Consider the following 26,403-nt stretch of genomic DNA (forward strand, 5'->3'; position numbering starts at 1 on the left):
AATATTTTGAAGTATTGAACTTGTTCATAAAATGCAAATGCCGTTGATTACGTTATAATCTTAGAGTGAGTTTAATACTAATTAGAGTGGTACCACGGAATTTATACTTTCGTCTCTTTGTGAGGCGGAAGTTTTTTTTATGGAATGGAGGAATGTTATGAAAAATTATAATCCAAAAAATATCGAAAAAAAATGGCAAGATATTTGGGATGAAAAGAAGCCTTTTAAATGTGAAATTAATGATAAAGAAAAATTCTATCCTTTAATAGAATTTCCATATCCTTCTGGTCAAGGACTTCATGTAGGACATCCAAGGCCATATACTGCAATGGATGTTGTAAGTAGAAAAAGAAGACTTGAAGGGCAAAATGTATTGTTTACAATGGGTTGGGATGCTTTTGGTTTACCAACTGAAAACTATGCAATGAAAAACAAAATTCATCCGGAAATTGTAACAAAAAATAATATTGCAAACTTTAAAAAACAATTAAAGAGTATTGGATTTTCTTTTGATTGGGATAGAGAAATAAATACAACAGATCCTGAGTATTACAAATGGACTCAATGGATTTTTATGAAGATGTTTGAAAAAGGACTTGCATACAAAATGGAAATGCCAATAAACTTCTGTACTTCTTGTAAAGTAGGTTTATCAAATGAAGAAGTAGTCGGCGGTTGTTGTGAAAGATGTGGTAGTGAAGTTATTCATAAAGTAAAAAACCAATGGATGTTAAAGATAACAGAATATGCAGATAGACTTATTGATGACCTTGATGCAGTTGACTTTATTGACAGAGTTAAAACCCAACAAATTAATTGGATTGGTAGAAGTTATGGAATGGAAGTTAAATTCCAAATCAAAGATATTGATGATACTATTTTGGTATATACTACAAGACCTGATACAATTTTTGGTGCAACTTATATGGTTATATCCTGTGAGCATCCATTACTTAAAAAATACGAAGACAGAATAAAGAATAAAGAAGAAATAGAAAAATATATTTTAGAAGTTCAAAAGAAATCTGAATTTGAAAGAACTGAAATGAATAAAGATAAAACCGGGGTTAAAATTGACGGAATAACAGCAATTAATCCTTGTACTAAAAAAGAAATTCCTGTGTTTATTTCCGATTATGTTCTAATGACTTATGGTAGCGGAGCAATTATGGCGGTTCCTGCACATGATACTAGAGATTTTGATTTTGCTAAGAAATTTGGATTAGAAATAGTTGAAGTTGTTAGTGGTGGAGAAAATGTTCAAGAAAAAGCATATACGGATACTAATAATGGAATTATGGTTAATTCAGATTTTCTAAATGGACTTTCAGTTAAAGAAGCAAAAGAAAAGATTTTTGAATATTTATCAAAACTTGGTATTGGAAATAAAAAGACAAACTTTAAACTTCGTGATTGGGTATTTTCAAGACAAAGATATTGGGGAGAACCGATTCCTTTGGTAAATTGTGAAAAATGTGGTTGGGTTGCAATTCCGGAAGAAGAATTACCTTTAAAACTTCCTGAACTTGAATCGTTTGAACCTACAGAAACAGGAGAATCTCCACTTTCAAAAATTGATGAATTCGTAAATTGTACTTGTCCTAAATGTGGAGGAAAGGCAAAGAGAGAAACTGATACAATGCCACAATGGGCTGGTTCTTCATGGTATTATTTAAGATATATGGATCCTAATAACAAAGAAAATCTTGTCGGAAAAGATGCTTTAAAATATTTCAATCAAGTTGACTGGTATAATGGTGGTATGGAACATACTACATTGCACTTGTTGTACTCAAGATTTTGGCATAAATTTCTTTATGATATAGGTGTAGTAAATACAAAAGAACCTTATTTAAAAAGAACATCACATGGAATGATTCTTGGAGAAAATGGAGAAAAAATGTCTAAGTCAAGAGGAAATGTTGTAAATCCAGATGAAATGATTGACAAATATGGGGCAGACGCATTGAGATGTTACGAAATGTTCTTAGGAGATTTTGAAAGAAGTGCGTCTTGGTCTGACGGTGGAATTAACGGTTGTAGAAAATTCTTAGATAGAGTTTGGAAATTACAAGAAATTACAAATTCATCCAAAGAAATGACAAAATCTTTGGAAAAATCAATCCATAAGACAATTAAAAAAGTATCAGAAGATTTTGAAAGTCTTAAATTTAATACTGCAATAGCTGCTCTTATGACTTTGATTAATGAATTTTATTCAGCAAAAGAAATTTCAAGAGAGGATTTAAGAATATTCTTGATTTTATTAAATCCGGTTTCCCCACATATTACTGAAGAAATATGGCAAGAAATGAATTTTGGTGGATATATCTTTGAACAAACTTGGCCAAAATATGATGAAGCTAAAACAATTGATTCTGAAGTTGAAATGCCTATTCAAATAAATGGAAAAGTAAGAACAACATTAATGATTCCAAAAGATGCAAAATTCGAAGATTTTAAAGAAGAACTTTATGATAACGAAAATGTTAAAAAATTTACAGAAGGAAAAACTGTTGTAAAAGAAATTTTTGTTCCAGGGAAAATTTGTAATATAGTTGTTAAATAAAAAAATAAAATTTTTTAAAATGTAAAAAGTAAGTCAAGTAGGCTTACTTTTTTGTATATTTTTGTTTTTTATGGTAAAATATTAAATATAATTAATAAGATGTGAGGTGTTTTATGAATAATAAAGTTGCATTGGTTATTGAAGGCGGAGCAATGAGAGGAGCTTTTTTAAAAGGAGTTTTAGATTGCTTTAAAGAAAATGAAATTAAATTTCCATATATTGTAGGAGTATCTGCAGGAGCTATTACAGGCTTTGAATTTTTTAGTGGAATAGAGTTTGATGTTAATAAATTGTTTCAAGAGTTTTTGAAAAATATGGAATTATTAAAGAATTCTTCTGAGCCTATTGATTTGAAATCAACAGTTAATAGTATTTTTAATTTTCCTGAATTTGATAAAAGTTTAGATGGAGATTTTGAAGCAGGTGTAACTTCTTTAATTGATGGCAGTTATAAATTCTTTTCAGCAAAAGATGCAAAAAACACTTCAGATATGGTTGATAAGATAATAGCTTCATCTTCTCTTCCAGATATGGCAAAATTTGTAGTGATTGATGGAATTCCTTATTTTGATGGAGGAATGTATAATAGCAATCCACTTGAAAGAGCAATTGAAAAAGGTTATGAAAAGTACGTAATTTTACTAACTAGAAATAGAGGTTATAGAAGAGAGGATTCTGATGTTAGTGATAGAGTAAAGTATGCTTATAAAGATTATCCTAAATTTATTGAATCAATGAAAAATGAAAAATATAAATATAACGAAACTATGGATTTAGTAGATAAACTAGAAGCAGAAGATAAAGCATTAGTTTTTGCACCTATTAATCCTTTAAAATTTAAGTCGTTTACAACTAATATGCAAGATGTTGTAGATTTATATAAGGAAGGATATATGATTGCAAGTCAAAGTATTGAAAATGTTAAAAAATTTGTTTAGGAGTTATAATGATATACGGTTTATCTGATTTGCATTTAGATTATACTGGAGATAAGTCAATGGAGGTTTTTGGCTCTGCTTGGGAAAACTATGAAGAAAGAATGTTTAAAGCTTGGAAAGAAATTGTAAAAGATGACGATTATGTCATTGTGCCTGGTGATATTTCTTGGGCATTAAAAATTGATGAGGCCTACAATGATTTAAAGAGAATTGAAAGTCTTCCAGGAAAGAAAATTTTTTTAAAAGGCAATCATGATTTATGGTGGAGTAGTCTTAATAAAATAAAAGAATTAGATTTAAAAAATATGTTTTTTTTACAAAACAATAGTTTTGAAACTGAAAAATATGTATTTATTGGAACAAGAGGTTGGATTTCTCCAAAATCTTCTGAATTTTCCGAAGATACAGATAGAAAAATCTACAATAGAGAACTTATGCGATTAAAATTAAGTTATAATTCTGTTAAAAATAAAGAAAAGGAAATAATTTGTCTTTTTCATTATCCACCAGTAGAAAAAGATAGGACTTTAAATGACTTTGGATTATTTGTTAAGGAACATAATATAAAAATTGTTTTATATGGACATCTACATGCATATTCTTTAAATAATGTTGTGGATGAAGTAGTCAACGGAATAGAATTCCATTGTATTTCCGCGGATTACTTAAAATTTATCCCAAGACTTATTAGGAGATAAAATGGAGAAAGAGTTAGAAGTTAAAATTTTAAATATAGATGTTGAAGAAGTTAAAGCCAAATTGGAAAATTTAGGGGCAAAATTTTTGAAAAGTGAAAATCAAGAAAATATAAGGCTTACATCTTCAAAATTTGATTATATTCCCAAGGGAAGTTTTTTGAGAATTCGAAAATTTTTAGATAAAAATGGAAAAGAAATTAATTCAGAGTTAACATATAAAGAGCATAAAGAAAATAAGTTGTTAAAGGAATTTAATGAATATAATGTTTCTTTAGAAAATAGTGAAGATATGCTAAAAATTTTAAATTTTTTAGGATATGATAAACTTGATATAGAGAAAAAATTTAGAACATCATATAAATTAAAAAATGCTCATATTGACATTGATATATGGGATAAAGAAGTTTATCCTGATCCATATATGGAAATTGAAGTTTCGAATTATGGTGATTTGTGTGAAGTTTTAAATTTATTAGAAATAAGTGAAGGTGATGTTTGCCTTAAATCTTTGCCTGAGCTTAAAGAAGAATTAAAAAGTAGGAGTTAATATGAAAGAGTTATTAGGAATTTTGGTGAAAAAAAGAACATCAGTGCTTATAGTTTTACTTGCAATATTTATTGGAATGTTAGTAACATATTTGCTTAGTAGACTAAAAAATAGATTTGTTAAATTTATTCCTGCATTTGTTTTAATAATTGTTGGAACAATATTTTTAGCTGACGGTTGGACAAACATTTTAACTGCAAGAGGTATAAATTCATTATACTATGCTATGATTATAGGTACTAGTGGTGTTGTTTCACTATTCTATGCTTTAATACTAATGAATTTTAAGAGAAAGTAGGTGTGTGTATGGGTAATATAGCCGCATTTTTTGACATTGACGGAACTATTGCAAGAGAATCACTTATGATTGAACATTTTAAAAGACTTATAAAGTATGAAATTTTGGATGAAAGTGTTTGGGTTGATGATGTAAAACAATTATATATGGAATATGTTAATAGATATGGGGCGTATGACGCCTATATTGAAGCACTTTCTGAAAAATATAGAAGTGATTTAAGAGGTTTTGATATAAGATATAACAAATTTATTGCAGAACAATCTATTAAAAAAGTATTTGAAAGAGTTTATGTTTTCTCAAGAAATCAATTAGAATTCCATAAAGCAAATGGACATTTAATATTTTTTATTTCAGGAAGTCCTGATTTTTTGGTTAAAGAAATGGCTGAAAAATATGATGTTACAGAATTTAGAGCAACAAAATATTTGTTTGATGAAAATGGTAAGTTTACTGGTGAAATTGTACCTATGTGGCATAGCGAGGGAAAAGATGAAGTATGTAATGAGATTATAGAAAAATATAATATAGATGTTGAGAAATCTTATGCCTATGGAGATACAACTGGAGATTTATCAATGCTTAGAAGATTTGGTAATGCTTATACAATTAATCCGTCAAATAAATTATTACAAAGAATAAAAAATGATGAAGAACTTTCAAAAAAAGTGAATATAATTGTAGAGAGAAAAGATGTTATTTATAAATTAAAGGCAGATGTAACAACTTTATAATTTCTAATATTAAGAACATAAAAAAAGTAGCCATTGGGCTACTTTTGTTTTTTTGTATAACTATGCTTTAGCAATCTTTTCTCCGAATGCTACACAATCATCTTCATCTTCTGGTGTAGGACAATCATATACGCAAAGTGGTTCAGCTACAATTTTAGCTCCAACTCCTTCACATCTAACCTTCCAGTCTTTCATCCATTTTTGTCCTTCATTCCATTCGTAAGATCCGAATAAAGCAATTTTTCTTCCATTTAATTCTTCTTCAACTTCTTCGAACATTGGTTCAAAGCTTGATTCTTCAAGAACTTCATCTCCCATTGCTGGGCAACCAAATGCAACTAAATCATAATCATTTAACATATCTGCGCCAAAATCGTCACAGAAGATTACTTCTACTTCAGAACCTGCATTTTCAATACCTTCGGCGATACAATCAGCCATTTTTTCAGTATTACCTGTACCTGACCAATATACAACTGCTACTTTCATTTAAAAGTCCTCCTTAAATTTTGAATAACAAAACAAAAATTTATTGTATTTATATAATATACAATATAAATTATAATTAAATTTAAAATATTGATTTTAAACTTAATAACAATTTCTACAAGATAATAATAACAATAATATAAAATTTTGTCAACTATTTACAAAAATTTTACATTCTATTTTATACAATAAATAGACTAGTTTACTATAAAACTTAGAAAAATATCTTTAAATTATTAAAAAAATAATCGGTAAAAAAATTTTTTTAATAAAAATGTTTTAAATCTTGACATAGGGGAATAATAGTAATATAATATTGTTAGCAGTCTAAGAGATTGAGTGCTAAAAAGAGGTGATAAAATGCTTGATGATAGAAAATTGAAGATTTTATATGCCATAATAGATAGTTATATCAGCACATCTGAGCCAATTGGTTCCCGAACGATTTCAAAACAATATGATATGGGAGTCAGTTCGGCAACGGTAAGAAATGAAATGAGTGACTTGGAAGAATTAGGATTTTTAAATAAAGCTTATTCATCTTCTGGTAGAATTCCATCAGATAAGGCTTATAGACATTATGTTAACTATTTGTTGTCTTCACATTTTGATGAGATTTCAAAAAATATGTATGGAATTGACATTTTATCAAAACATATTAATGAAAAAAATAAAATTTTTAAAGAATCCGCAAAGATAATCTCTGAGGTAACAGAATGTATCACAGCGACTATGATTACGGATTATATGGATTGCTCTGTTAAGAGTATTGATGTCATTAATATAAGCGGAAATTGTTATGTTTTGGTATTAGTTTTTGATAATGGAAAAGTTATAAATACAGTATTTGATTCGAAAACAGAACTTAGTGGAGATATATTACAAGATTTGATATTTTACTTGAAGAAGTATTTGATAAATGTTAAAGTATCAGATTTAAATGAAAGACTAGAGTATTTGAAACTTACCTTTGTTTCAAAAATTCCTTTTATAACAGAAATTTCTGATTTAATTGGTAAAGAGATTTCAAAGAATGAAAAATCCAGTATTGAACTAGAAGGAATTTCTAATATATTTAATTTTCCAGAATATCGAGATTTAAATAAAGCTAAAGAACTTATTCATTTCTTAGAAGATAAGAATGAGCTTGAAGATTTATTCTTAAGTTACAGTGGAGATAAAATATATGTAAGTATAGGAAGTGAAAATAACAAAGACTTTTTAAATGAAAATACAATAGTTGCAACATCCTATAATCTTGGGGACGGTAGCAAAGGAAAGATTGCTGTTATTGGACCTACTAGGATGGATTATGAAAAAATAATATCAGCTATGTTAAGTATAAATGATAGAATTAAAGATATTTTAAAATGATGGGAGGCGAAATAGTTGAAAGAAGATAAAAAGGAAATGGAAGAAGAGCTAAAAGAAGAAACTACTGAGGAAGTAGAAAAAAAAGACTTAGAACAAAACTCTTCTGATGAAGTTGAAGAAAAATTAAATTCAGAAATTGAGGAATTAAAAAATCAACTTTTAAGACTTCAAGCTGATTTTGTAAATTATAAAAACAGAACGGAAAGAGAAAAGTCAAATTCTATTATCTTAGCAAATGAAGGTTTAATATTAAAATTGTTGCCTGTTTTGGATAATTTTAATAGAGCTTTTACTCATGTAAATATAGAAGATGAGGCGATTAAAGGTTTTGTTATGATTAAAGAACAGTTTGAGTCAATTTTGAAAACCGAAATGGTTGAGGAAATAGAAAGTGATGGTGCTGTTTTTGATCCAAATCTACATAATGCAGTTATGACTGAAAGTAAAGATGGAGTAGAAAGTGGCATTGTATTAGAAACATTTGAAAAAGGATATAAAATTAAAGATAAAGTAATAAGACCAAGTATGGTTAAAGTTAGTGAATAATTAGGAGGAAAAAATTATGTCAAAAATTATAGGTATTGATTTAGGTACAACAAACTCAGCAGTAGCTGTTATGGAAGGTGGAGAACCAACAATTATAGCAAACGTAGAAGGAAATAGAACTACTCCTTCAGTTGTTGCTTTTACAAAAAATGGAGAAAGATTAGTAGGAGAAACTGCTAAAAGACAAGCAATTACAAATGCAGCAAGAACAATAACTTCTATTAAGAGAGAAATGGGTACAGATTATAAAGTAAAGATTGATGATAAAGAATATAGCCCACAAGAAATTTCTGCAATGATTTTACAAAAGATTAAATCAGATGTTGAAAGTTATTTAGGAGAAACTGTTACAGAAGCTGTAATAACTGTTCCTGCTTACTTTACAGATAGCCAAAGACAAGCTACAAAAGACGCTGGAAAGATTGCTGGTTTAGATGTTAAAAGAATTATTAATGAACCAACAGCAGCAGCTTTGGCTTATGGAATGGATAAAGATACTGAACAACATAAGATAATGGTATTTGACCTTGGTGGTGGTACATTTGACGTTTCTATTTTGGAAATTGGAGACGGAGTATTTGAAGTTTTAGCTACAAGAGGTAACAATAGACTTGGTGGAGATGATTTTGACGAAGTTTTAATGAAATATATGATTTCAGAATTCAAAAAAGAAAATGGTATTGATTTAAGTAAAGATGTAACAGCAATGCAAAGATTAAAAGATGCTGCAGAAAAAGCTAAAAAAGAACTTTCAACAACAATGACTACTAATGTAAACTTACCATTTATTACAGCTGTTGATGGAGCGCCGGTTCATTTAAATATGGATATTAAGAGAGCAAAATTCGAAGAATTATCTTCAGACTTAATTGATAAAACATTAGTTCCAGTTAGAGAAGCATTAAGTGATGCTGGACTTACTGCATCTGAAATTGATAAAGTTCTTCTAGTTGGTGGTTCAACAAGAATTCCAGCTGTACAAGAAGCTGTTAAAAAATTAATTGGAAAAGAACCACAAAAAGATATTAACCCTGATGAATGTGTTGCTATCGGTGCTGCAATTCAAGGTGGTGTTTTAACAGGAGAAGTTAAAGATTTATTATTATTAGACGTAACTCCATTGTCATTAGGTATCGAAACAATGGGTGGCGTAATGACAAGATTAATCGAAAGAAATACAACTATTCCTGCTAAAAAAAGTCAAATTTTCTCAACTGCTGCAGATGGACAAACAGCAGTAGATATCCATGTTTTACAAGGTGAAAGAGAATTTGCTCATGATAATACAACATTAGGAAGATTCCAATTAACAGGTATTCCTGCTGCTCCAAGAGGAGTTCCACAAATTGAAGTTACTTTTGATATAGATGCTAACGGAATTGTAAATGTTAGTGCTAAAGATTTAGGATCAGGAAATGAACAAAAGATTACAATTACTGCATCAACAAAATTATCTGAAGATGAAATTAATAAGAAAGTTAGAGAAGCAGAACAATTTGCTCAAGAAGATAAGAAGAAAAAAGAAGTTGTAGAAACTAAAAATAATGCTGAATCCTTAATCTATCAAACTGAAAAAACTTTGAAAGATTTAGAAGGCAAAATCTCAGAAGATGAAAAATCTGAAGTTAATGCAAAATTAGAAGATTTAAAATCAGCAATAACAACTGACAATGTAGAAGACATTAAAGCAAAGAATGACGCTTTAACTCAAGAATTCTATAAAATTTCAGAAAAATTATATCAAAATGCTAACCCACAAGGACAAGGAGCAGAACCAAAGAAAGATGATGTAGTTGACGCTGACTATGAAGTAGTTGATGAAGACGAAAATAAATAGAATAAAAAATGCTAAAAGGTAGTGTGTGATGCACTACCTTTTCTATTGAAAAAAAATGTATTTATTGATATAATAAGTTCGTTAAGTTTATTTAAAAAAATAATATATTTAAGTGAGGGAATGATATGGAAATTAAGAATTTATGTATTAATACTATGAGAACATTAAGTGCTGATGCTATTCAAAAAGCAAAGTCAGGACATCCCGGACTTCCACTTGGAGCATCACCAATGGCATTTACTTTATTTAATGATTGTATGAAGATTTCTCCTAAAAATCCTAATTGGTTTGATAGAGATAGATTTATTTTATCAGCAGGACATGGTTCTATGCTTTTATATTCATTACTTCATTTATTTGATTATGGTGTTAGTATTGAAGATATAAAAAATTTTAGACAAATTGATAGCTTAACTCCAGGACATCCTGAATACGGACATACTGCAGGAATAGATGCAACAACTGGTCCACTTGGACAAGGTATTTCAATGGCTGTTGGGATGGCACTTGCTGAAAGTCATTTGGCTTCAATTTTCAATACTGATGATTGTAAAATAGTTGATCACTATACTTACTCAATTGTTGGAGACGGTTGTCTTATGGAGGGCATCAGTAATGAAGCATCTTCACTTGCCGGAACATTAAAACTTGGAAAACTTATAGTTTTATACGATAGTAATAATATTACTATTGAAGGAGATACTTCAACTGCTTTTGGTGAAAATGTAAGAGGCAGATATGAAGCTCTAGGTTGGGATACTTATTTTGTTGCAGATGGTAATAATATTAATGAAATTAAAGAAGCAATAGAAAGAGCAAAGCTAACTGATAAACCTTCATTAATAGAAATAAAGACAAAAATTGGATATGGTTCAACTAAACAAGGAAGTGCTTCAGCACATGGAGAACCATTGGGAGAAGATAATATTCCAACATTTAAGAAAAATATTGGTTGGGAATATGAAGAAAGTTTTTATGTTCCAGAAGAAGTTAAAAAATATATGAAAGAAGTTGTTGAAAGAAAAAATACTTTTGTTGACGAATGGGAAAAATTACTTGAAGAATATAAAGCTAAATATCCTGAAAAATATGATTTATTCCAAAAGTTTATGAAAGAAGAAATTGATGAAGAAATCTTAAACGATTCATCAATTACTGAGTTTGATAAAGATATGGCTTCAAGAGAATCAAGCGGAATTGTTCTTAACAGATTTTCTAAATTATTACCAAATCTTTTTGGAGGTTCAGCAGATTTAGGACCTTCAAACAAATCAACAATGAAAGAATTTGAATACTATTCACCTGAAAATAGAAGTGGAAAGAATATTCATTTTGGAGTAAGAGAACATGCAATGGCTGCTATCTGTAATGGGATTTCATTACATGGAGGACTTTTACCATATTGTGCAACATTCTTTGTTTTCAGTGACTATTTAAAACCTGCTGTAAGACTTTCTGCACTTATGAATCAAGGTGTTATTTATGTTTTAACTCATGATAGTATTGGAGTTGGAGAAGACGGACCTACACATGAACCAATTGAACATTTGGCAATGTTTAGATCTACACCAAATGTTTCTATGTATAGACCTTGTGATGCAAAAGAAACTGCTTATGCTTGGATATCTGCATTAAAGAATAGAAAAACACCAAGTTGTCTAGCACTAACAAGACAAAAATTGACTAATTTAGAAGAAACTTCAGCAGAATCTCTAAAAGGTGGATATGTCCTAAAAGACTTTGGGAAAGACTTTGAAATGATTATTATTGCATCAGGTTCAGAAGTTGGGTTAGCTTACAAAGTTTGTGAAAAACTTTTAGAAGAAAATATTTGCACAAGACTTGTATCAATGCCATGTATGGAAGAATTCGAAAAGCAAAGTAAAGAATATAAAGAAAGAGTATTACCTAATAACATCAGAAAGAGAGTTAGCATTGAAGCCTTATCAACATTTGGTTGGGGTAAATATGTTGGATTAGATGGAATTTCAATAGGTCTTGACACATTTGGAGCATCAGCACCTGCAAATCTATTATTTGAAAAATTTGGATTTACAGTTGATGCAGTTTATGACAAAATAAAAAAAGAATTATTTTAATTAATAAAAATCGTAAAAATAGCGAAGAAAAACTTCGCTGTTTTTTTGTGTGAAAATATTTTCATTAAATTGTTGAATATATTAGTTTAATTTGTTATAATCATCTTGAGTTGTAAATTATTAAGATTACTAGGAGAATAACTATGAGATACTTATTTATTTATGGTTTAATGGTTTTAATTTTGACAAGATATGTATATATCGGGCTTATGTTCTATAAGATTAGAAATAAAGAGTATGTTTCTGAAGCATATGATATTTTAATGAGGAATCCTAAAATGAAAAATCCTGAAAAGATTTTGAAATATTATGGATTATTTCATTTTATTATTGCCGCTTTAGTAATTATACTCTTTTTTATTGTAGATTTGGTAGTTGTAGCGTTATTTGTATGGGTTTTGGCTTTGTTAGAAGACATCTTTTTCATCATAATATCAAAAAAATCTGAAAAAATAAAACATATAATAAGTTCAGTTTCTATAGTAATAATAATACTTTTTGAAATAAAAAGTCTTGATTATTATGAAACTACAAAAAATATTTATAACATTTCGTACACAATCGTGATTGAAAACGGAGTAAGTGATTTTAAAGAACTAAAAGAAAAATCTATTCTTGAAGAAATTTTTAAAAGTGAAATAAAAAATATATCTAAAATGAAAGATAAAAAAATTGAATTATACGATCAAAAAGGAAAATTATTAATAAAATCCGACTTATACGAAGCAGAAGTAAAAGATTCTTCTACAAATGAATATAAAAAGCAGGAAAATATAATAAAATACAAAGGAAAATATTATAAAATTTATGAACCTAAGACATTTGATTAAAATAGTAAAATTTGAAATTAAAATAAGATAATAATAAATTAATATAAAGAGAGGTGTTCGTTATGAAAATCGTTTTAAAATTTAAAACAGATAATAATTTCATCCCTAAAGATTATCATCGTTTCTGTATTAAATTTTTTAAAACAGCAGTATCAAATTATTCTAATGGTGAATTTTTTGAAAAGTTTTTTGGGGATGATTATATCAAAAGTGATGAAAAAAAATATTCATGGGCAGTTAAATTTTTTAAACCCAAATTTTTTCCCAACAGAATTGAAGTTGGAGAAAATAATTTTGAGATTACTTTTAAAGCTCCAAAAAAAGATGTTGGAACTATCTTTTTCAATTCGTTTTTAGAATATAAAGAAAAGGAATTTAAAATTTCTGAAAATAATTTTATAGTTTTAACAGATGCTAAAATTGTCAATGAAAAAAAGATTGAAGGAAATTGTGCAAGATTTAAATTTTGTTCTCCCCTTGTAATTCGTGAACATAATAGAGAAGATAATACAGACAGACATATAACTGTTGAAGATGGGGATTTCTTTGATAAATTTAAAGAAAATTTAAAAATCCATTTTCCAAATTATTCCAACTCTATTGATGATATGGAGATTGATACTTCAGAAATGAAAAAAGTGGTTGTACTTTTTTATGGATTATATATAGACGTTAGTTTAGGAGTAATAGAAATTAAAGCTGATAATAACTTATTAAACGAAATGCTGATTTCGTCTGTTGGAAGTAAAAATGCATCCGGTTTTGGACTATTACAGCATATAGAATCTTGGGAGATGATTTAATTATGAAAAAAGTTGATTTTATTAGAGATATTAAAGAAAATTATTTAAAAATGGAAAGAGAATTGGTAACTCAGTTGAATTATAATGTATCTAATCACGATTTAACAGCTGGGACATATCGTGAAGAAATTTGGGCAGATTTTTTTAGGAGAATAGTACCTAAAAAATTTAATATTGCACGCTCGGTATTTATAATAGACTCAAAGGAAAATATTTCAAAAGAAGTAGATATAGCAATATATGATGAACAATATACACCTTATATATTTAATTATGGGTTGATAAAATTTATACCAATTGAAGCAGTAGCAGCGGTTGTTCAATGTAAAAGTAGATCATTAGATAATGTCGACTTATTAAATTGGACAGACTCTATTGATAATTTACAAACTTCAAATGATTCAATAGTTAGATTAGCTACATATATTCATATTGGTAAAGAAAGCATATGTGATGCTATTCAAACGGCAACTAAGCCTATTAAGATATTATGTCATATACCTACAAATGAGACATCTAACGATGATACTAATGGTAGAAAATATTTTGATATTGTTATTGAGGCATATCAAAATAGCAAATCAAGTAAAGAACAAAATCAAAATCAAAATAATACTGAATATAATGATAATTTAAAAATAAATTTTAGTGATGAAAATTTATTCGATGTCCTAAAAAATTATAATCAGGCTGATAAAAAAGAATTAGCACATTTAAAAGAAGATAAGAAACTTAAATCAGAGACACTAGTAAATAGAAAAATATCTGACTATGTTATACATAGAGGAAAAGAAGAAGAATATTCATTGCTTTCATTTATTTTTCAATTTAATCAAATGCTTATGATGATAAATAATCCTATGTTTTTTCCACATAAGGCTTATGTAGATATGTTTAATAAAAATACAAATAAAGGAGAATAATATGCCATTTATAGTTGGAATTTCTGTCGAAAAAATTCAAAAATATATTTATCAAACTTTAGATGATAATAGGTCAGAGATACAAAAAGATGAACACACTTTAAAAGAAGTTATAAAAGCATCAAATACAGTTTCCAGTACAATTTCTAAAGATATTGAAAAATTATTTGATATAAACAAAAAAATATTATGGATTTCAGGAAAATATATTTTTGAAGTTGAGGATATAGAAGATAAAATAAAAGAAAAGTTGAAAAATTTATTTAAAGATATTTATTTGAAATATTCTGGAACACTTCTTATAAATTATGTATATTTAGAAAAATTAATTCTTAATAATAAGGAGATTATAGATAAAGTAAATTTTTATTTAAAATCTAATGATACAAAAAGAAGAATTATTGTAGAAAATAATGAGATTTTATTTTCTTTTCAAGAAGAAGTTAATATTCTAAATTGTGATATAAATTGTGATAAAAATTTTATTGATTATACAGGTGTATATATTAAAAATATGGATGAATTAATATCTGATGATAAAGAAAGAACTAATGGTAAAATAGCTATTGTAAAAGCAGATATAAATAATATGGGAAAAATTTTTTCTGATATTACTGATTATGATACGTATATGAAATTAAGTTTAATTTTAGAAAATAAAATTACAGTAAATTATCTAGGAAAACTAATATCAAAAAAAAATAATCTGACTAATAAAATTTTTCCTCTGTATATTGCGGGAGATGATATATTTTTTGCTGTAAAAATAGAGTCAGTTTTGGATTCAATTTTGATTTTAAGAAATCTTATAGATGATATTAATGATGAGATTAATAAAAAAATTAATTGCTTGAGTAATGATAAAAGTAGTAAATTGAATAAACTTGTAATATCTGTTGGAGTAGAATTTACAAATAATCATCAACCAATAAGATATTATAGAGAAATAGTTGAAAGAGAATTGCATAATGCAAAAAAATTTACTAAAGAAAAAAATTCAAAAGAAATAAAAGCTATACTTGGAATATCTATTGCAGGAAATATGTTTTATAGTTATTTGGAAGAACAAAGAAAAAGAGAAAAAGATTGTTTTTTCAAATTTAAAACGGAAATTTTAGAATTAATACAATTGAAAAATGAAAATATCTATACAAATACATTCATTCATAATTTTTTATATGCTTTAGAAAATATTGATATTTCTAATAAAAATAATGAAGATAATATTAAAAAATTCATAAACACTTTTTTATATTTTCTGTGCCCTGATATAAGGAATGTGGAATCAAAAGTTATTCCTAAAGAATTATATTTAAAGAATTACTTTATGAAGATGTTTATGAAAAATAAACAGGAAAATGAAGATGAAAATCAAATAGTATATGATAAAAGTAATTTTAAAAATGTAATTTCAAAATTAAAATTGATTTTATTATTAACTGATGAAAAATACATCTCTAATATTAGTTTAAATCAGTTCAGGTATATAGTATTTGAAAAGAATGATGAAACAAGAGATTTTTTGAATTCTAATATATTTATAAAGCCTCTAAAATATATTTGCAATTCTTCAGATTCTATAGAAAAATGTTTTATATTAAATACTACTGATAAAGGTTTTAATACATTTAAGAAAGTTCCATTTCATTTATCTATGCTTTTTAAGGCTAAGAATTTAATAGAAATTGGAAAAAAAGAAAAGGTTAAAACTTTATTCGCAAATTATGCTGAATTAATAGAAACAAAAGAAAAAGAGTATGCAAAAGATAATGATATACAAAAAGAAGAACATTTTATAAACTATAGATTAAAATTTAATAAAGATAAATTTAATAGAGAGTTTGATAATATTAATGGAACAGAGTGGTTAGATAGAATAATATTATTTTATAAATATGACCAACAAAGAATATTATATAGGATAATTTCAGGACAAAATGAAAAACAAAGAAAAAACTGATAAATAAAAGTGAGGAAAATAATTATGAAAATTAAATATACAGTAACAACTAAATCTAATTGTTTAATAGGTAATCAAACAAGTGCATTTTCAATAGGAGGAGTAGATCAATGCACAACTCTTGACGAAAATGGAAAACCAATAATTCATGGCTCTGCAATGAAAGGAGCTTTGAGAAATATCTTTAGAAAAGAGTGTAAAAAAAATGATATCATAGAGAAGTTTATTGTAGATTTTTTAAAAAAAGAAAAAGATAAATATTCCGAATTATTAAAACAAATGGATGAAAAATCTTCAAAAAATATAGAATCTATAAAAAAGATAATTACTAAAATTTCAAATTTGTTAAATGATATTAAAGCTGAGTATATTTTTGGTATTGAAGGATTAAATGATACTCCTCGTCTGTTTTTTTCTGACTTAAGAGTTGTTGATTTAAAAACAGAAGATTATTTTTTAATAGATACAAAAACATCTATTGAGGAGATTAATGGAGAACTTATATCCAATCCAAGAACATATAAAGTTGTAAAGCCTGGTATAAAATTTGAAGGAAACATTATTCTTAAAACAGATACTGATGAAGAAAAAATAAAAAAAGAAATAATATCTTATTTGAAAAAATTTAATGAAGAATACTATAGAATAGGAAATTCCAAATCAAGAGGATATGGAATAATTGTAGTTGAGATAGAAAATGACTAAAGGAGCAAAAAATGTATATTTTTGAATTTAAACTAAAAAGAAAAGGTGAGATTACTTTATTACCGGATTCACAAAAACTATTTGGATTTTTAATGGGGAAATTAAAAGAGTCTTATTCAGATGAAAAAATAGGAGAGTTTGTAGAATCTGTAGAAAGAAAAGAAAGTATATGTATGATATCAAATCTATTTCCAACAGACTATAGACCTATGCCGAAATCTTATATTTTAGATATTTTAGATAAGTTAAATATTGGTATTAATGATAAAAAGTTGTATGAAAAAATTAAGAATATAGAGTTTATAAAAAGAGAAGATTTAAAAAAATTAATAAACTTAACCAAAAATACTACTACAAATATCAACAACATAAATTTAGATAATTATAATTATATAAAAAAGGAAGATACCTTTATTCAAAAATTTAAAATAGAAAGTCAAGTTAGAGAACTTTCAGGATTTCCTAATATTGCATATTCTATCCCAATTGTAAAATATCAAGATAATTTTGGAAATATTATATCAGATTATAGTTTTCTTATAAAACTTGAAAAAGGAAATATTTTATTTGATTATTTGAATAACAGAGATAATTTATTAAATATAGATTGTCATTTAGGGCATAAGGCTAGTTATGGATATAATACTTATGTTATTAAAGATATAGAATTTAGTAAGCAAAAGAAAGATAAAAAGCAAAAAGATATCTTAAAATATCCTAAAAACGAAAAATTTTTAAATTTAGGAATGTTACTTCCTAATCTTGATAAAGTTAATATTGAAAAATCATACTTCGAATTATTTACATCTCATCGAAAACCATTTGAATTATCAGATGGAGTTAATACATTTATTTCATTTTTAAATGCAGGAAGTGTATTGAGTCTTAAGGAAAAATCAGAATATACTTGTATGAGCAAGTGTATTCTTAATGAATATAATTTGATGTATGATAAAGCAATCGTATTTGGAAATTCTTATTTAGAAACATTGGAGGTATAATATGAAAAAAATAGATTTAAAACTTACCACTATATCAAAAGTAATATTATCACCTAGAGATTCTGGAGCTTTATATAAAGATATAGATTATTCATTTCTAAATTATAATCATGGAAAAGAAATTTCAAAAGAAGTTAATATGATATATCCTTTTTATAGCTATACAAATAGAGCTTTATTGATGGAAAATAATATTGAAAATATTAAATATTATATTCCAGCCTCATCTTTAAAAGGAGCTATTTTAAGATGTATAAAAGAAGATGATATAAAAAGAACACTTTTATTTAATGATATAAATATTAATCCAACAGATATATCATTAGAAAATTTATTTAAATATCAATATTTAGATTCTGAAACTGCTAAAATTAAATTTGAAAAATTTTTCGAAAATGTAGGAATTGAAACTTTACAAAATGGTAAATCTTATGAATTTTATATTGATTTAAACGAAGATATAGAGTTTGATGATATTCTAAAAGACTTAAAAGATAAAATAATAGAAAAATTAAATAACTATATGAGGAAGTTAGAAATAGTAATAGAAAAGATTACTGATAACAAAACTAATGTAAATTATGAATTTAATTTGGAAATATCTAAAGAATTAAAGAAGATTATAAATAATATAAATTCTGAATTAAACAATATAAATGATGATGAATACATTTTATTTTTAGGAGGCTTTAAAGGGAAAATAAATTCTCTTAATGGTGAAATAAATATTGATGATATTAAAAGTGGATTTTATTTATGTGATATCGGAGATAAAAAATATCTTCCATATGGACTTGTAAAACTAAAAATTGAAAATTGAGAATATTTTAAAAAATAGTAAAATTACTAAAAAAGATGATTTGTCAACCTTCAGTATATAAAATTTACTGGAGGTTCGACAGATTAAAAAAATGTTAAAATTTCAAACAATTCTGTTTCGGGTAAAAAATTTTATATATAGACAGAATTGACTTATTAATGGTAGTATTTTCAATATGTATAGAACTACCTGTTTAAATAGAAACATACTGTAATGTAAATTCAACTTTTCATCAAGTATATTTACACTTGCAGGATTGTTTAAATAGAAACATACTGTAATGTAAATTTAATCTTTAGTCTGTCCATTTGCCCGTGTGTTCCACGTTTAAATAGAAACATACTGTAATGTAAATATCATTTGGAAAAGACTCCACAACGTTATTATTTGTTTAAATAGAAATATACTGTAATGTAAATGTCATCTAATTTAGTAAATCCATTCTCGTCAGTTGGTTTAAATAGAAACATACTGTAATGTAAATTAATGTTGCATTTGTAGTATATACATTTGTATTTTGGTTTAAATAGCAACATACTGTAATGTAAATCAACCTACTAAAATTAAACTTGTTAGCATTAATGCTATAGTTTAAATAGCAACATACTGTAATGTAAATATTCTTAAAGAATTGATAATATAAGCGTCTGTGATGTTAAATAGAAACATACTGTAATGTAAATTTCCATATAGGCTGATTACATAATAGGTGATATTTTGTTTAAATAGCAACATACTGTAATGTAAATTTGACTTGTGTTTCAAAAAGTCTAAAATCAATTGTCGTTTAAATAGAAACATACTGTAATGTAAATTTTATCATTGAATTTCGTTTGAATAGCTAAAGTTATGGTTTAAATAGAAACATACTGTAATGTAAATTATTAAGATATGAGTTGGGTACAACACCTTTATAATCAAGTTTAAATAGAAACATACTGTAATGTAAATTATATTGCTTTCCTAATTTTTTATTCATTTTAATTAGTTTAAATAGAAACATACTGTAATGTAAATATTTTTGAATCCGTCATAGAAGTTTTTATTCCACTTTGTTTAAATAGAAACATACTGGGCTTGAGATATAATAGGGATACAGAGGAAAAAGCTTGATAAATAGGAGCTTTCAGCACTGTATCCCTATTTTTAAAATCAAACAAAATATCGAAAAGGAGGCTTTTATGATATGTAAAAGAATATTTCAAACCATTATGTCAGTTATTCCATTAGCAAAGGCGGTGGAGAATAAATGAGATGGATAATAAAAATAATTTTATTTCCAATCAGCTTGCTGTTAAGTATTCTTACTGCATTTTTAACATTCTTGCTTAGCGTAGGAACAGCAATCCTATATTTGCTTATGCTGATGTGTGTATTTGTTGCCATAGGCTCATTCTTTATGCTACACAACACAAGAGCAGCAATAGAAGCACTCATTATAGGATTTCTACTAAGTCCTTACGGAATACCGATGATAGGAACTGTAATTATAGCTTTTATACAAGGAATCAATGAAGCCATAAAATCAATATAAAAAATTTCATAAAAATGGTTACCAAGGGCGATAGATAAAAACTATCGTCTTTTTTAGTGAAAAAATATCATGGAAAGGAGAGCTTTTAGATGAGTATGTATTTATTTGATGAACAACCTATCGTTGCAAATAAGACATTGGCAAGAGAGATAGGTTTAAATGAAGCTCTTATCTTACAGCAAATAAACTATTGGATAGAAATAAATAAGAAATCCGGCAATAACTTCTGTGACGGAAGATATTGGACATATAACTCAATAAGAGCATGGCAGGAAAAAGATTTTGACTATATGAGTTTCGATACTGTAAAAAGAACCTTTGCGAAGTTGGAAAAGGCAGGTTTTCTACTCGTAGGAAACTACAATAAAGATCCAAGAGATAAAACAAAATGGTACAGCATAAATACCGAAAAGCTGGAGGAACTTTATATTGAAATTGAGAACAAAAAGAAAAAAGAAGAATTACAAGCCTTAGAAAAAGCTGTGCCTAATGCATTAGGGCAAAATGCACCAATGGAAAAGTGCAAAATCCACCAATGCACAAGTGCAGATTGCACCAATGCAACAGAGCAAAATCTGCCAATGCAAAATGGCAATATGCCCCAACCATTACCAGAGAATACTACAAATAATTCATCAAAGATTACTACAGATATTTCATCATATAATTCCACCCATCATTCCGTCATAGATGCCGAGTATTCAGAACCAAGAAAAAGGATGGACGGAGAGGCGGAAATAGAAAACAAAAATATATATCAGAACTGCTTAGATGAGTTAAGAACACAGACAGGCTATTATGAACATCTTGAGTTGGGCAATAAATTTATAGTTAAAGACTTTGATGAGATATTAAAGATACTGGCAGATATTATGATACTTGATGATAGAGAGCTTGTTACAATCAATCAAACGAAGCTTCCGGCACATATAGTAAAAGAAAGATTTAGAAAACTTAAATCAGAGCATTTGGAGTATCTGTCAGATGTTATTAAGGAAAATGAATACAAGATTAGGAATATCAGAGCATTTGTCCTAACAGCAGCATATAATGCACCAAGTGGGATAGATGCACATTACTCTGCCCTTGTAAGCTATGATATGAGAGGAGGATATTGAATGTGATTAACGAAGAAATTGCAAGAAAGACACTAAGCCTTGAGATTAAGGCTGCCAAAGTAACCGGAAAACTTCTTTTAAATCTGTTGAAAAAACTGATAAAAGAAGCAGAGAAACTGGGAGGGCTTGAAAAACTCGTTAAAGTAAACGGAAATGAAGTCAAGCTCAAAGATATGGCGAAAAAAGGACAGCTTGAAGAAATACCGGTAGAAGAAGCGGAGCTTAAGGAACTGAAAAAAGAGCTTAACAAATATGGTGTTAAGTTTTCAGTGATGAAAGATAAGGAAACAGGCAAATACTCCGTATTTTTCCAAGCCAAAGATATGAAAATGATGGAGAAAGCCTTTAAAAATGCTCTTGCAACATCAGAAAGAAAGGCTGAGAGGAAAGAGTCCATTCACAAAAATATTGAGAAGTTTAAGGAGATGGCAAAAAATACTGTTTCTAAGGATAAAGTTACGAATAAACAAAAGGAGCAGAGCTTATGAGCAGTTTGATAACATTTGAAAATATGGAATTCGGGAAACTCACTGTAATGGAAAAAGACGGTGAGTTTTTCTTTATCGGAAAAGAAGTAGCCGAAAAACTGGGCTATTCAAACACGAGAGATGCTTTGGTAAGACACATTGCGGAAGAAGATAAGGGAGTCGTGAAACACGACACCCTTGGTGGTAGACAGTCATTTACGATAATCAACGAGTCCGGTCTTTACTCTCTTATCCTATCTTCCAAGTTACCACAGGCAAAGGACTTTAAAAGATGGGTAACCACAGAGGTATTGCCGAGTATTCGTAAGAATGGCGGATATATCAAAAATCAAAAAAAATGAGTAATGAAGAAATATTGGCAAATGCGGTACTCCTTGCCAATCACCTGATTGCTGAAAAAGAAAAAATCATAGAAGATTTAGAGCCGAAAGCCAAGTATTTTGATGAACTGGTGAATAACCATATGCTTACTAATTTCAGAAATACAGCAAAAGAGCTTCATATCCCACAAAAGGTATTTATTCAGTTTTTGATAGATCAGAACCTTATTTGTTGGGATAAGAAAAATAGACTTCTACCCTATGCCAAGAACAACAAAGGATATTTTGAAGTAAAGGAATGGTGCAAAGAAGGGAGCGAAGCGGTCGGAATACAGACCTTTGTAACACCGAAAGGCAGGAGCTACTTATTACTTTTTATTGGAGGTGAAAAGACTCGTGATAGATAAAATATTAAAGGACATCAAAGGCATATTTAAGGTGCAAGATAAGGCAAAGTTTGTAAAACAAAACATTCCCTATCTTGCATTTTTCTATATTGGCAACATCTTCTCCTATCATGTGAGAAGTTATACCGGTGGAGATGTGATTGACAGGATATTTCAGGGGATATTAGAGCTTAATACAATGAGTTTTCTCCCAAGTATTTATTTGGTGGATATACTGACAGGAATAGGAGTTGCTGCTATAATTAAATTCATTATCTATACCAAAGGTAAAAATGCGAAAAAGTTTAGACAAGGGAAAGAGTACGGCTCGGCAAGATGGGGAAATAAAAAAGACATCGAGCCGTACATGGATGAAAAGTTTCAAAACAATATCTTGCTAACACAAACAGAACGATTAACCATGAACGGCAGACCGTCGAATCCAAAGTATGCAAGAAATAAGAATGTACTTGTCATAGGCGGATCAGGAAGTGGCAAGACTAGATTTTTTGTAAAACCAAACCTTATGCAAATGCACAGCAGCTATTGTGTAACCGATCCGAAAGGAACGATAGTTCTTGAGTGTGGCAAGATGCTTGAAGATAATGGCTATGAGATAAAAATCTTAAACACCATTAACTTCAAAAAGAGTATGAAATACAATCCCTTTGCTTATCTTAGAAGTGAAAAAGACATACTCAAATTGGTACAGACAATCATTGCAAACACCAAGGGCGAGGGAGAAAAAGCAGGTGAAGATTTTTGGGTGAAAGCCGAGAAACTTTACTATACAGCACTTATCGGATACATTTTCTATGAAGCTCCAAGAGAAGAAAAGAACTTTGCAACTCTCCTTGATATGATCGATGCGTCTGAGGTCAGAGAAGATGACGAAACATACATGAATCCGATAGACAGACTCTTTGAAGCATTGGAAAAGAAAGAGCCTACACACTTTGCAGTGAAGCAATACCGAAAATATAAACTTGCTGCCGGAAAAACAGCGAAAAGTATATTGATTAGCTGTGGTGCAAGGCTTGCTCCCTTTGATATTCAGGAACTTAGGGACTTGATGAAAGAAGATGAACTGGAGCTTGATACACTCGGAGATAGAAAGACTGCCCTCTTTGTTATTATCTCCGATACCGATGATACCTTTAACTTTGTGGTATCAATTATGTACTCACAGCTATTTAATCTTTTATGTGATAAAGCCGATGATGTATATGGTGGAAGATTGCCAGTTCATGTAAGATGCCTACTTGATGAGTTTGCAAATATCGGCTTAATTCCAAAGTTTGAAAAGCTGATTGCCACAATCCGAAGCCGAGAGATTTCAGCAAGTATTATATTGCAGGCACAATCTCAGTTAAAGGCAATCTACAAAGATAATGCCGACACGATTGTAGGTAACTGTGATAGTACCTTGTTTCTTGGTGGAAAAGAGAAAACAACATTAAAAGAACTTTCGGAAACACTGGGAAAAGAAACCATCGACCTATATAACACATCGGAAACAAGATCGAATCAAAAGAGTTTTGGGCTGAATTATCAAAAGACCGGTAAAGAGCTGATGAGCCAAGATGAAATAACCGTTATGGACGGCGGTAAATGTATCTTTCAGCTTAGAGGCGTCCGCCCTTTTCTATCGGATAAATTCGACATTACAAAACACAAGAACTATAAGCTCTTGGAGGACTATGACAAGAAGAATTTGTTTGATATTGAAAGCTACATGAAGCGAAAAGGAAAAGCAAAACTGAATAGAGATACGGTTATTACAAGAATGCAGTAAGTCTAAAAAATAGATTTGCTGCTTTTTTATTACTCAAAATCAGGAGGAAATATGATAAGGATAAGAAGTCCCACTAAGGAAAAACTAAATAGCAAAAGCATCAGCGATTGGAAAATAAAACTTTCAGTCGCTTTTTTTATTGAAAAGAAAAGGAGAAATTAAAAATATGAAGCAGGAAATGATGAACATCAATGCCAACTTGGTTGCAGAGCCTATTTTCTCAAGTTTTGAAAAAGACGGAGAAACGGTAGAAGTCGTTAATTTTGCACTTGTAAAGAAGTACGGGAAAGGCAAGGAATATATCAACTGTGCCTCTTACGGTGAAAAGGTGGAAACAGCGAAAGACTTTGTAAAAGGCGATCTCATTCATATCTTTGGATATTTCAAAGAGCGTGAAAAAGACGGTAAGACTTACAAAAACTTTTTAGTAAAGTCATACAACAAAATTGAAAAGAAAGAAAACAAGGAGGAAGAATAAAATGGAATTTTTTACACAGGCAGTAGATGTACTGAAAGTATTGGTAATGGCGGTAGGAGCAGGACTCGGTGCGTGGGGCGTGATCAACCTGATGGAAGGTTACGGGAACGACAACCCCGGCGCAAAGAGCCAAGGCGTGAAGCAATTGATGGCGGGAGGCGGTATCGTCCTTATCGGCTTAAAACTCATTCCGCTTCTTGCCAATGTACTAAAGTAGGAAGAAAAGGAGCGATGAAATGTTTGGGATATTCGACAAGATAGAAGAATTTTTCAAGGAGCTTCTACTGGGCGGTATCCAAGCAAACTTAGAGTCCATGTTTCTTGACATCAACAATCAGGTTGGGAAAGTGGCAGCAGATGTAGGAAAAACTCCTATGGGATGGAACGGAGAAGTATTTAACTTTATCAAGAGTATTAACGACTCCGTCATTATTCCCATTGCAGGACTAATCATAACGGCAGTCCTTTGTATTGAGCTCATCAATATGGTCATGCAAAAGAACAATATGCACGATACGGACACCTTTGACTTTTTCAAATACATCATCAAGATGTGGATTGCTGTATGGTTAGTATCTCATGCCTTTGAATTTTCAATGGCGGTCTTTGATGTGGCACAAAGTATGGTAAACAAAGCGGCGGGGGTGATTAACACCTCTGCTGTTGTTTCTGGAGATCAAATTGTTCAGATGGTAGAAGCTTTAAAAGACAAGGGGCTTGGAGAACTCATTATGATTCTCTTTGAGACCTCACTCATTAAAGTTGCCATACAGGGAATCTCCATTGTTATCATGCTTGTTGTTTACGGAAGAATGTTTGAAATCTATGTTTACTCATCGGTTTCAGCCATACCGTTTGCGACAATGGGAAACAAAGAATGGGGACAGATCGGAACAAACTACATTAAAGGACTATTTGCCCTTGGACTGCAAGGACTCTTTTTAATGGTTTGCCTTGGAATTTACGCAGTATTAGTTAAGACAATACAGATTACAGACATTCATACCGGTACCTTTACGATACTCGGGTATGCAATTTTGCTGGGACTGATGATGTTAAAAAGCGGAACACTGGCAAAAAGTGTATTAAACGCACACTAAAAAAGAAAGGAAA

25 protein-coding genes, 1 pseudogene and 1 CRISPR repeat array are annotated in these 26,403 nt (G+C 28.9%); of the genes and pseudogenes, 25 read left to right on the top strand and 1 reads right to left on the bottom strand.

The window, feature by feature from the left end:
- Nucleotides 1-157 precede the first annotated feature (157 nt).
- The 6 genes from leuS (at nucleotide 158) to VJI77_RS05390 (ending at nucleotide 5,784) form a co-directional block, all read left to right on the top strand.
- Nucleotides 158-2,569 (top strand): leucine--tRNA ligase, encoded by a 2,412-nt coding sequence (gene leuS / locus VJI77_RS05365; RefSeq protein ID WP_323988567.1) that lies wholly within the window; start codon nucleotides 158-160, stop codon nucleotides 2,567-2,569.
- A gap of 113 nt (nucleotides 2,570-2,682) precedes the next feature.
- Nucleotides 2,683-3,507 (top strand): patatin family protein, encoded by an 825-nt coding sequence (locus VJI77_RS05370; RefSeq protein WP_313961445.1) that lies wholly within the window; start codon nucleotides 2,683-2,685, stop codon nucleotides 3,505-3,507.
- Nucleotides 3,508-3,515: 8 nt separating this feature from the next.
- Nucleotides 3,516-4,205: a metallophosphoesterase gene (locus VJI77_RS05375; RefSeq protein WP_323988568.1), complete on the top strand. Its 690-nt coding sequence runs from the start codon at nucleotides 3,516-3,518 to the stop codon at nucleotides 4,203-4,205.
- Nucleotide 4,206: 1 nt separating this feature from the next.
- The gene (locus VJI77_RS05380) at nucleotides 4,207-4,752 is read left to right on the top strand and encodes a class IV adenylate cyclase (RefSeq protein ID WP_323988569.1); all 546 of its coding nucleotides are present in this window, start codon (nucleotides 4,207-4,209) and stop codon (nucleotides 4,750-4,752) included.
- 1 nt (nucleotide 4,753) lies between these two features.
- Nucleotides 4,754-5,050, top strand: a complete 297-nt coding sequence (locus VJI77_RS05385) for a hypothetical protein (RefSeq protein ID WP_009372771.1) — start codon at nucleotides 4,754-4,756, stop codon at nucleotides 5,048-5,050.
- A gap of 8 nt (nucleotides 5,051-5,058) precedes the next feature.
- Nucleotides 5,059-5,784: an HAD family hydrolase gene (locus VJI77_RS05390; RefSeq protein ID WP_039868293.1), complete on the top strand. Its 726-nt coding sequence runs from the start codon at nucleotides 5,059-5,061 to the stop codon at nucleotides 5,782-5,784.
- A gap of 60 nt (nucleotides 5,785-5,844) precedes the next feature.
- Here the strand turns inward: VJI77_RS05390 and VJI77_RS05395 are convergent, their stop codons facing one another.
- Nucleotides 5,845-6,273, bottom strand: coding sequence for a flavodoxin (locus tag VJI77_RS05395; RefSeq protein WP_004833660.1), 429 nt, complete (start codon nucleotides 6,271-6,273; stop codon nucleotides 5,845-5,847).
- 360 nt (nucleotides 6,274-6,633) lie between these two features.
- Between VJI77_RS05395 and hrcA the strand changes: the two genes are divergently transcribed.
- The 19 genes and pseudogenes from hrcA to VJI77_RS05495 all read left to right on the top strand — a co-directional run bounded on the left by hrcA (nucleotide 6,634) and on the right by VJI77_RS05495 (nucleotide 26,390).
- On the top strand, nucleotides 6,634-7,647 hold the full coding sequence (gene hrcA / locus VJI77_RS05400) for a heat-inducible transcriptional repressor HrcA (RefSeq protein ID WP_009354297.1): 1,014 nt from the start codon (nucleotides 6,634-6,636) through the stop codon (nucleotides 7,645-7,647).
- Nucleotides 7,648-7,662: 15 nt separating this feature from the next.
- Entirely contained in the window at nucleotides 7,663-8,193 is a 531-nt protein-coding gene (grpE, locus tag VJI77_RS05405; RefSeq protein ID WP_323988570.1) for a nucleotide exchange factor GrpE, read from the top strand.
- A gap of 16 nt (nucleotides 8,194-8,209) precedes the next feature.
- A complete protein-coding gene (dnaK, locus tag VJI77_RS05410) occupies nucleotides 8,210-10,030 on the top strand; it encodes a molecular chaperone DnaK (protein WP_323988571.1) in 1,821 nt (606 codons plus the stop codon).
- 125 nt (nucleotides 10,031-10,155) lie between these two features.
- On the top strand, nucleotides 10,156-12,129 hold the full coding sequence (tkt, locus tag VJI77_RS05415; protein ID WP_323988572.1) for a transketolase: 1,974 nt from the start codon (nucleotides 10,156-10,158) through the stop codon (nucleotides 12,127-12,129).
- A 143-nt stretch (nucleotides 12,130-12,272) separates the two neighbouring features.
- Nucleotides 12,273-12,959, top strand: coding sequence for a hypothetical protein (locus VJI77_RS05420; RefSeq protein WP_323988573.1), 687 nt, complete (start codon nucleotides 12,273-12,275; stop codon nucleotides 12,957-12,959).
- Between the two features lie 62 nt (nucleotides 12,960-13,021).
- The gene (cas6, locus tag VJI77_RS05425; RefSeq protein WP_323988574.1) at nucleotides 13,022-13,762 is read left to right on the top strand and encodes a CRISPR-associated endoribonuclease Cas6; all 741 of its coding nucleotides are present in this window, start codon (nucleotides 13,022-13,024) and stop codon (nucleotides 13,760-13,762) included.
- 2 nt (nucleotides 13,763-13,764) lie between these two features.
- On the top strand, nucleotides 13,765-14,685 hold the full coding sequence (locus tag VJI77_RS05430; protein WP_323988575.1) for a DUF6602 domain-containing protein: 921 nt from the start codon (nucleotides 13,765-13,767) through the stop codon (nucleotides 14,683-14,685).
- A 1-nt stretch (nucleotide 14,686) separates the two neighbouring features.
- On the top strand, nucleotides 14,687-16,645 hold the full coding sequence (locus VJI77_RS05435; RefSeq protein ID WP_323988576.1) for a Cas10/Cmr2 second palm domain-containing protein: 1,959 nt from the start codon (nucleotides 14,687-14,689) through the stop codon (nucleotides 16,643-16,645).
- 24 nt (nucleotides 16,646-16,669) lie between these two features.
- Entirely contained in the window at nucleotides 16,670-17,350 is a 681-nt protein-coding gene (locus VJI77_RS05440; RefSeq protein ID WP_323988577.1) for an RAMP superfamily CRISPR-associated protein, read from the top strand.
- 11 nt (nucleotides 17,351-17,361) lie between these two features.
- Nucleotides 17,362-18,351 (top strand): CRISPR-associated protein Csm4, encoded by a 990-nt coding sequence (locus tag VJI77_RS05445; protein ID WP_323988578.1) that lies wholly within the window; start codon nucleotides 17,362-17,364, stop codon nucleotides 18,349-18,351.
- 1 nt (nucleotide 18,352) lies between these two features.
- The gene (locus VJI77_RS05450) at nucleotides 18,353-19,171 is read left to right on the top strand and encodes a hypothetical protein (protein WP_323988579.1); all 819 of its coding nucleotides are present in this window, start codon (nucleotides 18,353-18,355) and stop codon (nucleotides 19,169-19,171) included.
- 191 nt (nucleotides 19,172-19,362) lie between these two features.
- Nucleotides 19,363-20,255: a CRISPR direct-repeat array (repeat unit 30 nt; unit sequence GTTTAAATAGAAACATACTGTAATGTAAAT).
- Between the two features lie 165 nt (nucleotides 20,256-20,420).
- Complete coding sequence (locus VJI77_RS05455; protein ID WP_001267197.1) at nucleotides 20,421-20,705, top strand: CD1845 family protein; 285 nt, start codon at nucleotides 20,421-20,423, stop codon at nucleotides 20,703-20,705.
- Nucleotides 20,706-20,794: 89 nt separating this feature from the next.
- Nucleotides 20,795-21,823: a DUF6017 domain-containing protein gene (locus tag VJI77_RS05460; protein WP_000063201.1), complete on the top strand. Its 1,029-nt coding sequence runs from the start codon at nucleotides 20,795-20,797 to the stop codon at nucleotides 21,821-21,823.
- A 2-nt stretch (nucleotides 21,824-21,825) separates the two neighbouring features.
- Nucleotides 21,826-22,311 carry a PcfB family protein gene (locus tag VJI77_RS05465; protein ID WP_001860223.1) on the top strand — a complete coding sequence of 162 codons (486 nt, stop codon included), beginning with the start codon at nucleotides 21,826-21,828 and terminating at the stop codon, nucleotides 22,309-22,311.
- Nucleotides 22,308-23,038 (top strand): annotated as a pseudogene (locus VJI77_RS05470) (BRO family protein). The gene VJI77_RS05465 and the pseudogene VJI77_RS05470 overlap by 4 nt, the downstream one beginning before the upstream one ends.
- Nucleotides 23,028-24,812: a VirD4-like conjugal transfer protein, CD1115 family gene (locus VJI77_RS05475; RefSeq protein ID WP_014262673.1), complete on the top strand. Its 1,785-nt coding sequence runs from the start codon at nucleotides 23,028-23,030 to the stop codon at nucleotides 24,810-24,812. The pseudogene VJI77_RS05470 and the gene VJI77_RS05475 overlap by 11 nt, the downstream one beginning before the upstream one ends.
- A gap of 166 nt (nucleotides 24,813-24,978) precedes the next feature.
- Nucleotides 24,979-25,290 carry a single-stranded DNA-binding protein gene (locus tag VJI77_RS05485; protein ID WP_323988580.1) on the top strand — a complete coding sequence of 104 codons (312 nt, stop codon included), beginning with the start codon at nucleotides 24,979-24,981 and terminating at the stop codon, nucleotides 25,288-25,290.
- Nucleotide 25,291: 1 nt separating this feature from the next.
- On the top strand, nucleotides 25,292-25,507 hold the full coding sequence (locus VJI77_RS05490) for a Maff2 family mobile element protein (RefSeq protein ID WP_000394207.1): 216 nt from the start codon (nucleotides 25,292-25,294) through the stop codon (nucleotides 25,505-25,507).
- A gap of 19 nt (nucleotides 25,508-25,526) precedes the next feature.
- On the top strand, nucleotides 25,527-26,390 hold the full coding sequence (locus tag VJI77_RS05495) for a VirB6/TrbL-like conjugal transfer protein, CD1112 family (RefSeq protein WP_000466911.1): 864 nt from the start codon (nucleotides 25,527-25,529) through the stop codon (nucleotides 26,388-26,390).
- The last annotated feature ends 13 nt before the right edge of the window (nucleotides 26,391-26,403 follow it).

The organism is Parvimonas sp. D2 (assembly GCF_035282635.1).
In the GTDB taxonomy this organism is placed as follows: domain Bacteria; phylum Bacillota; class Clostridia; order Tissierellales; family Peptoniphilaceae; genus Parvimonas.

Coding starts and splice junctions, on each gene's coding strand:
- VJI77_RS05380 (WP_323988569.1), top strand. CDS start 4,207: ATGGAGAAAGAGTTAGAAGTTAAAATTTTAAATATAGATGTTGAAGAA.
- leuS (WP_323988567.1), top strand. CDS start 158: ATGAAAAATTATAATCCAAAAAATATCGAAAAAAAATGGCAAGATATT.
- hrcA (WP_009354297.1), top strand. CDS start 6,634: ATGCTTGATGATAGAAAATTGAAGATTTTATATGCCATAATAGATAGT.
- VJI77_RS05390 (WP_039868293.1), top strand. CDS start 5,059: ATGGGTAATATAGCCGCATTTTTTGACATTGACGGAACTATTGCAAGA.
- VJI77_RS05370 (WP_313961445.1), top strand. CDS start 2,683: ATGAATAATAAAGTTGCATTGGTTATTGAAGGCGGAGCAATGAGAGGA.
- VJI77_RS05490 (WP_000394207.1), top strand. CDS start 25,292: ATGGAATTTTTTACACAGGCAGTAGATGTACTGAAAGTATTGGTAATG.
- VJI77_RS05395 (WP_004833660.1), bottom strand. CDS start 6,273: ATGAAAGTAGCAGTTGTATATTGGTCAGGTACAGGTAATACTGAAAAA.
- VJI77_RS05440 (WP_323988577.1), top strand. CDS start 16,670: ATGAAAATTAAATATACAGTAACAACTAAATCTAATTGTTTAATAGGT.
- VJI77_RS05485 (WP_323988580.1), top strand. CDS start 24,979: ATGAAGCAGGAAATGATGAACATCAATGCCAACTTGGTTGCAGAGCCT.
- VJI77_RS05430 (WP_323988575.1), top strand. CDS start 13,765: ATGAAAAAAGTTGATTTTATTAGAGATATTAAAGAAAATTATTTAAAA.
- VJI77_RS05450 (WP_323988579.1), top strand. CDS start 18,353: ATGAAAAAAATAGATTTAAAACTTACCACTATATCAAAAGTAATATTA.
- VJI77_RS05445 (WP_323988578.1), top strand. CDS start 17,362: ATGTATATTTTTGAATTTAAACTAAAAAGAAAAGGTGAGATTACTTTA.
- VJI77_RS05455 (WP_001267197.1), top strand. CDS start 20,421: ATGAGATGGATAATAAAAATAATTTTATTTCCAATCAGCTTGCTGTTA.
- VJI77_RS05385 (WP_009372771.1), top strand. CDS start 4,754: ATGAAAGAGTTATTAGGAATTTTGGTGAAAAAAAGAACATCAGTGCTT.
- dnaK (WP_323988571.1), top strand. CDS start 8,210: ATGTCAAAAATTATAGGTATTGATTTAGGTACAACAAACTCAGCAGTA.
- cas6 (WP_323988574.1), top strand. CDS start 13,022: ATGAAAATCGTTTTAAAATTTAAAACAGATAATAATTTCATCCCTAAA.
- VJI77_RS05495 (WP_000466911.1), top strand. CDS start 25,527: ATGTTTGGGATATTCGACAAGATAGAAGAATTTTTCAAGGAGCTTCTA.
- tkt (WP_323988572.1), top strand. CDS start 10,156: ATGGAAATTAAGAATTTATGTATTAATACTATGAGAACATTAAGTGCT.
- VJI77_RS05435 (WP_323988576.1), top strand. CDS start 14,687: ATGCCATTTATAGTTGGAATTTCTGTCGAAAAAATTCAAAAATATATT.
- VJI77_RS05375 (WP_323988568.1), top strand. CDS start 3,516: ATGATATACGGTTTATCTGATTTGCATTTAGATTATACTGGAGATAAG.
- VJI77_RS05420 (WP_323988573.1), top strand. CDS start 12,273: ATGAGATACTTATTTATTTATGGTTTAATGGTTTTAATTTTGACAAGA.
- VJI77_RS05460 (WP_000063201.1), top strand. CDS start 20,795: ATGAGTATGTATTTATTTGATGAACAACCTATCGTTGCAAATAAGACA.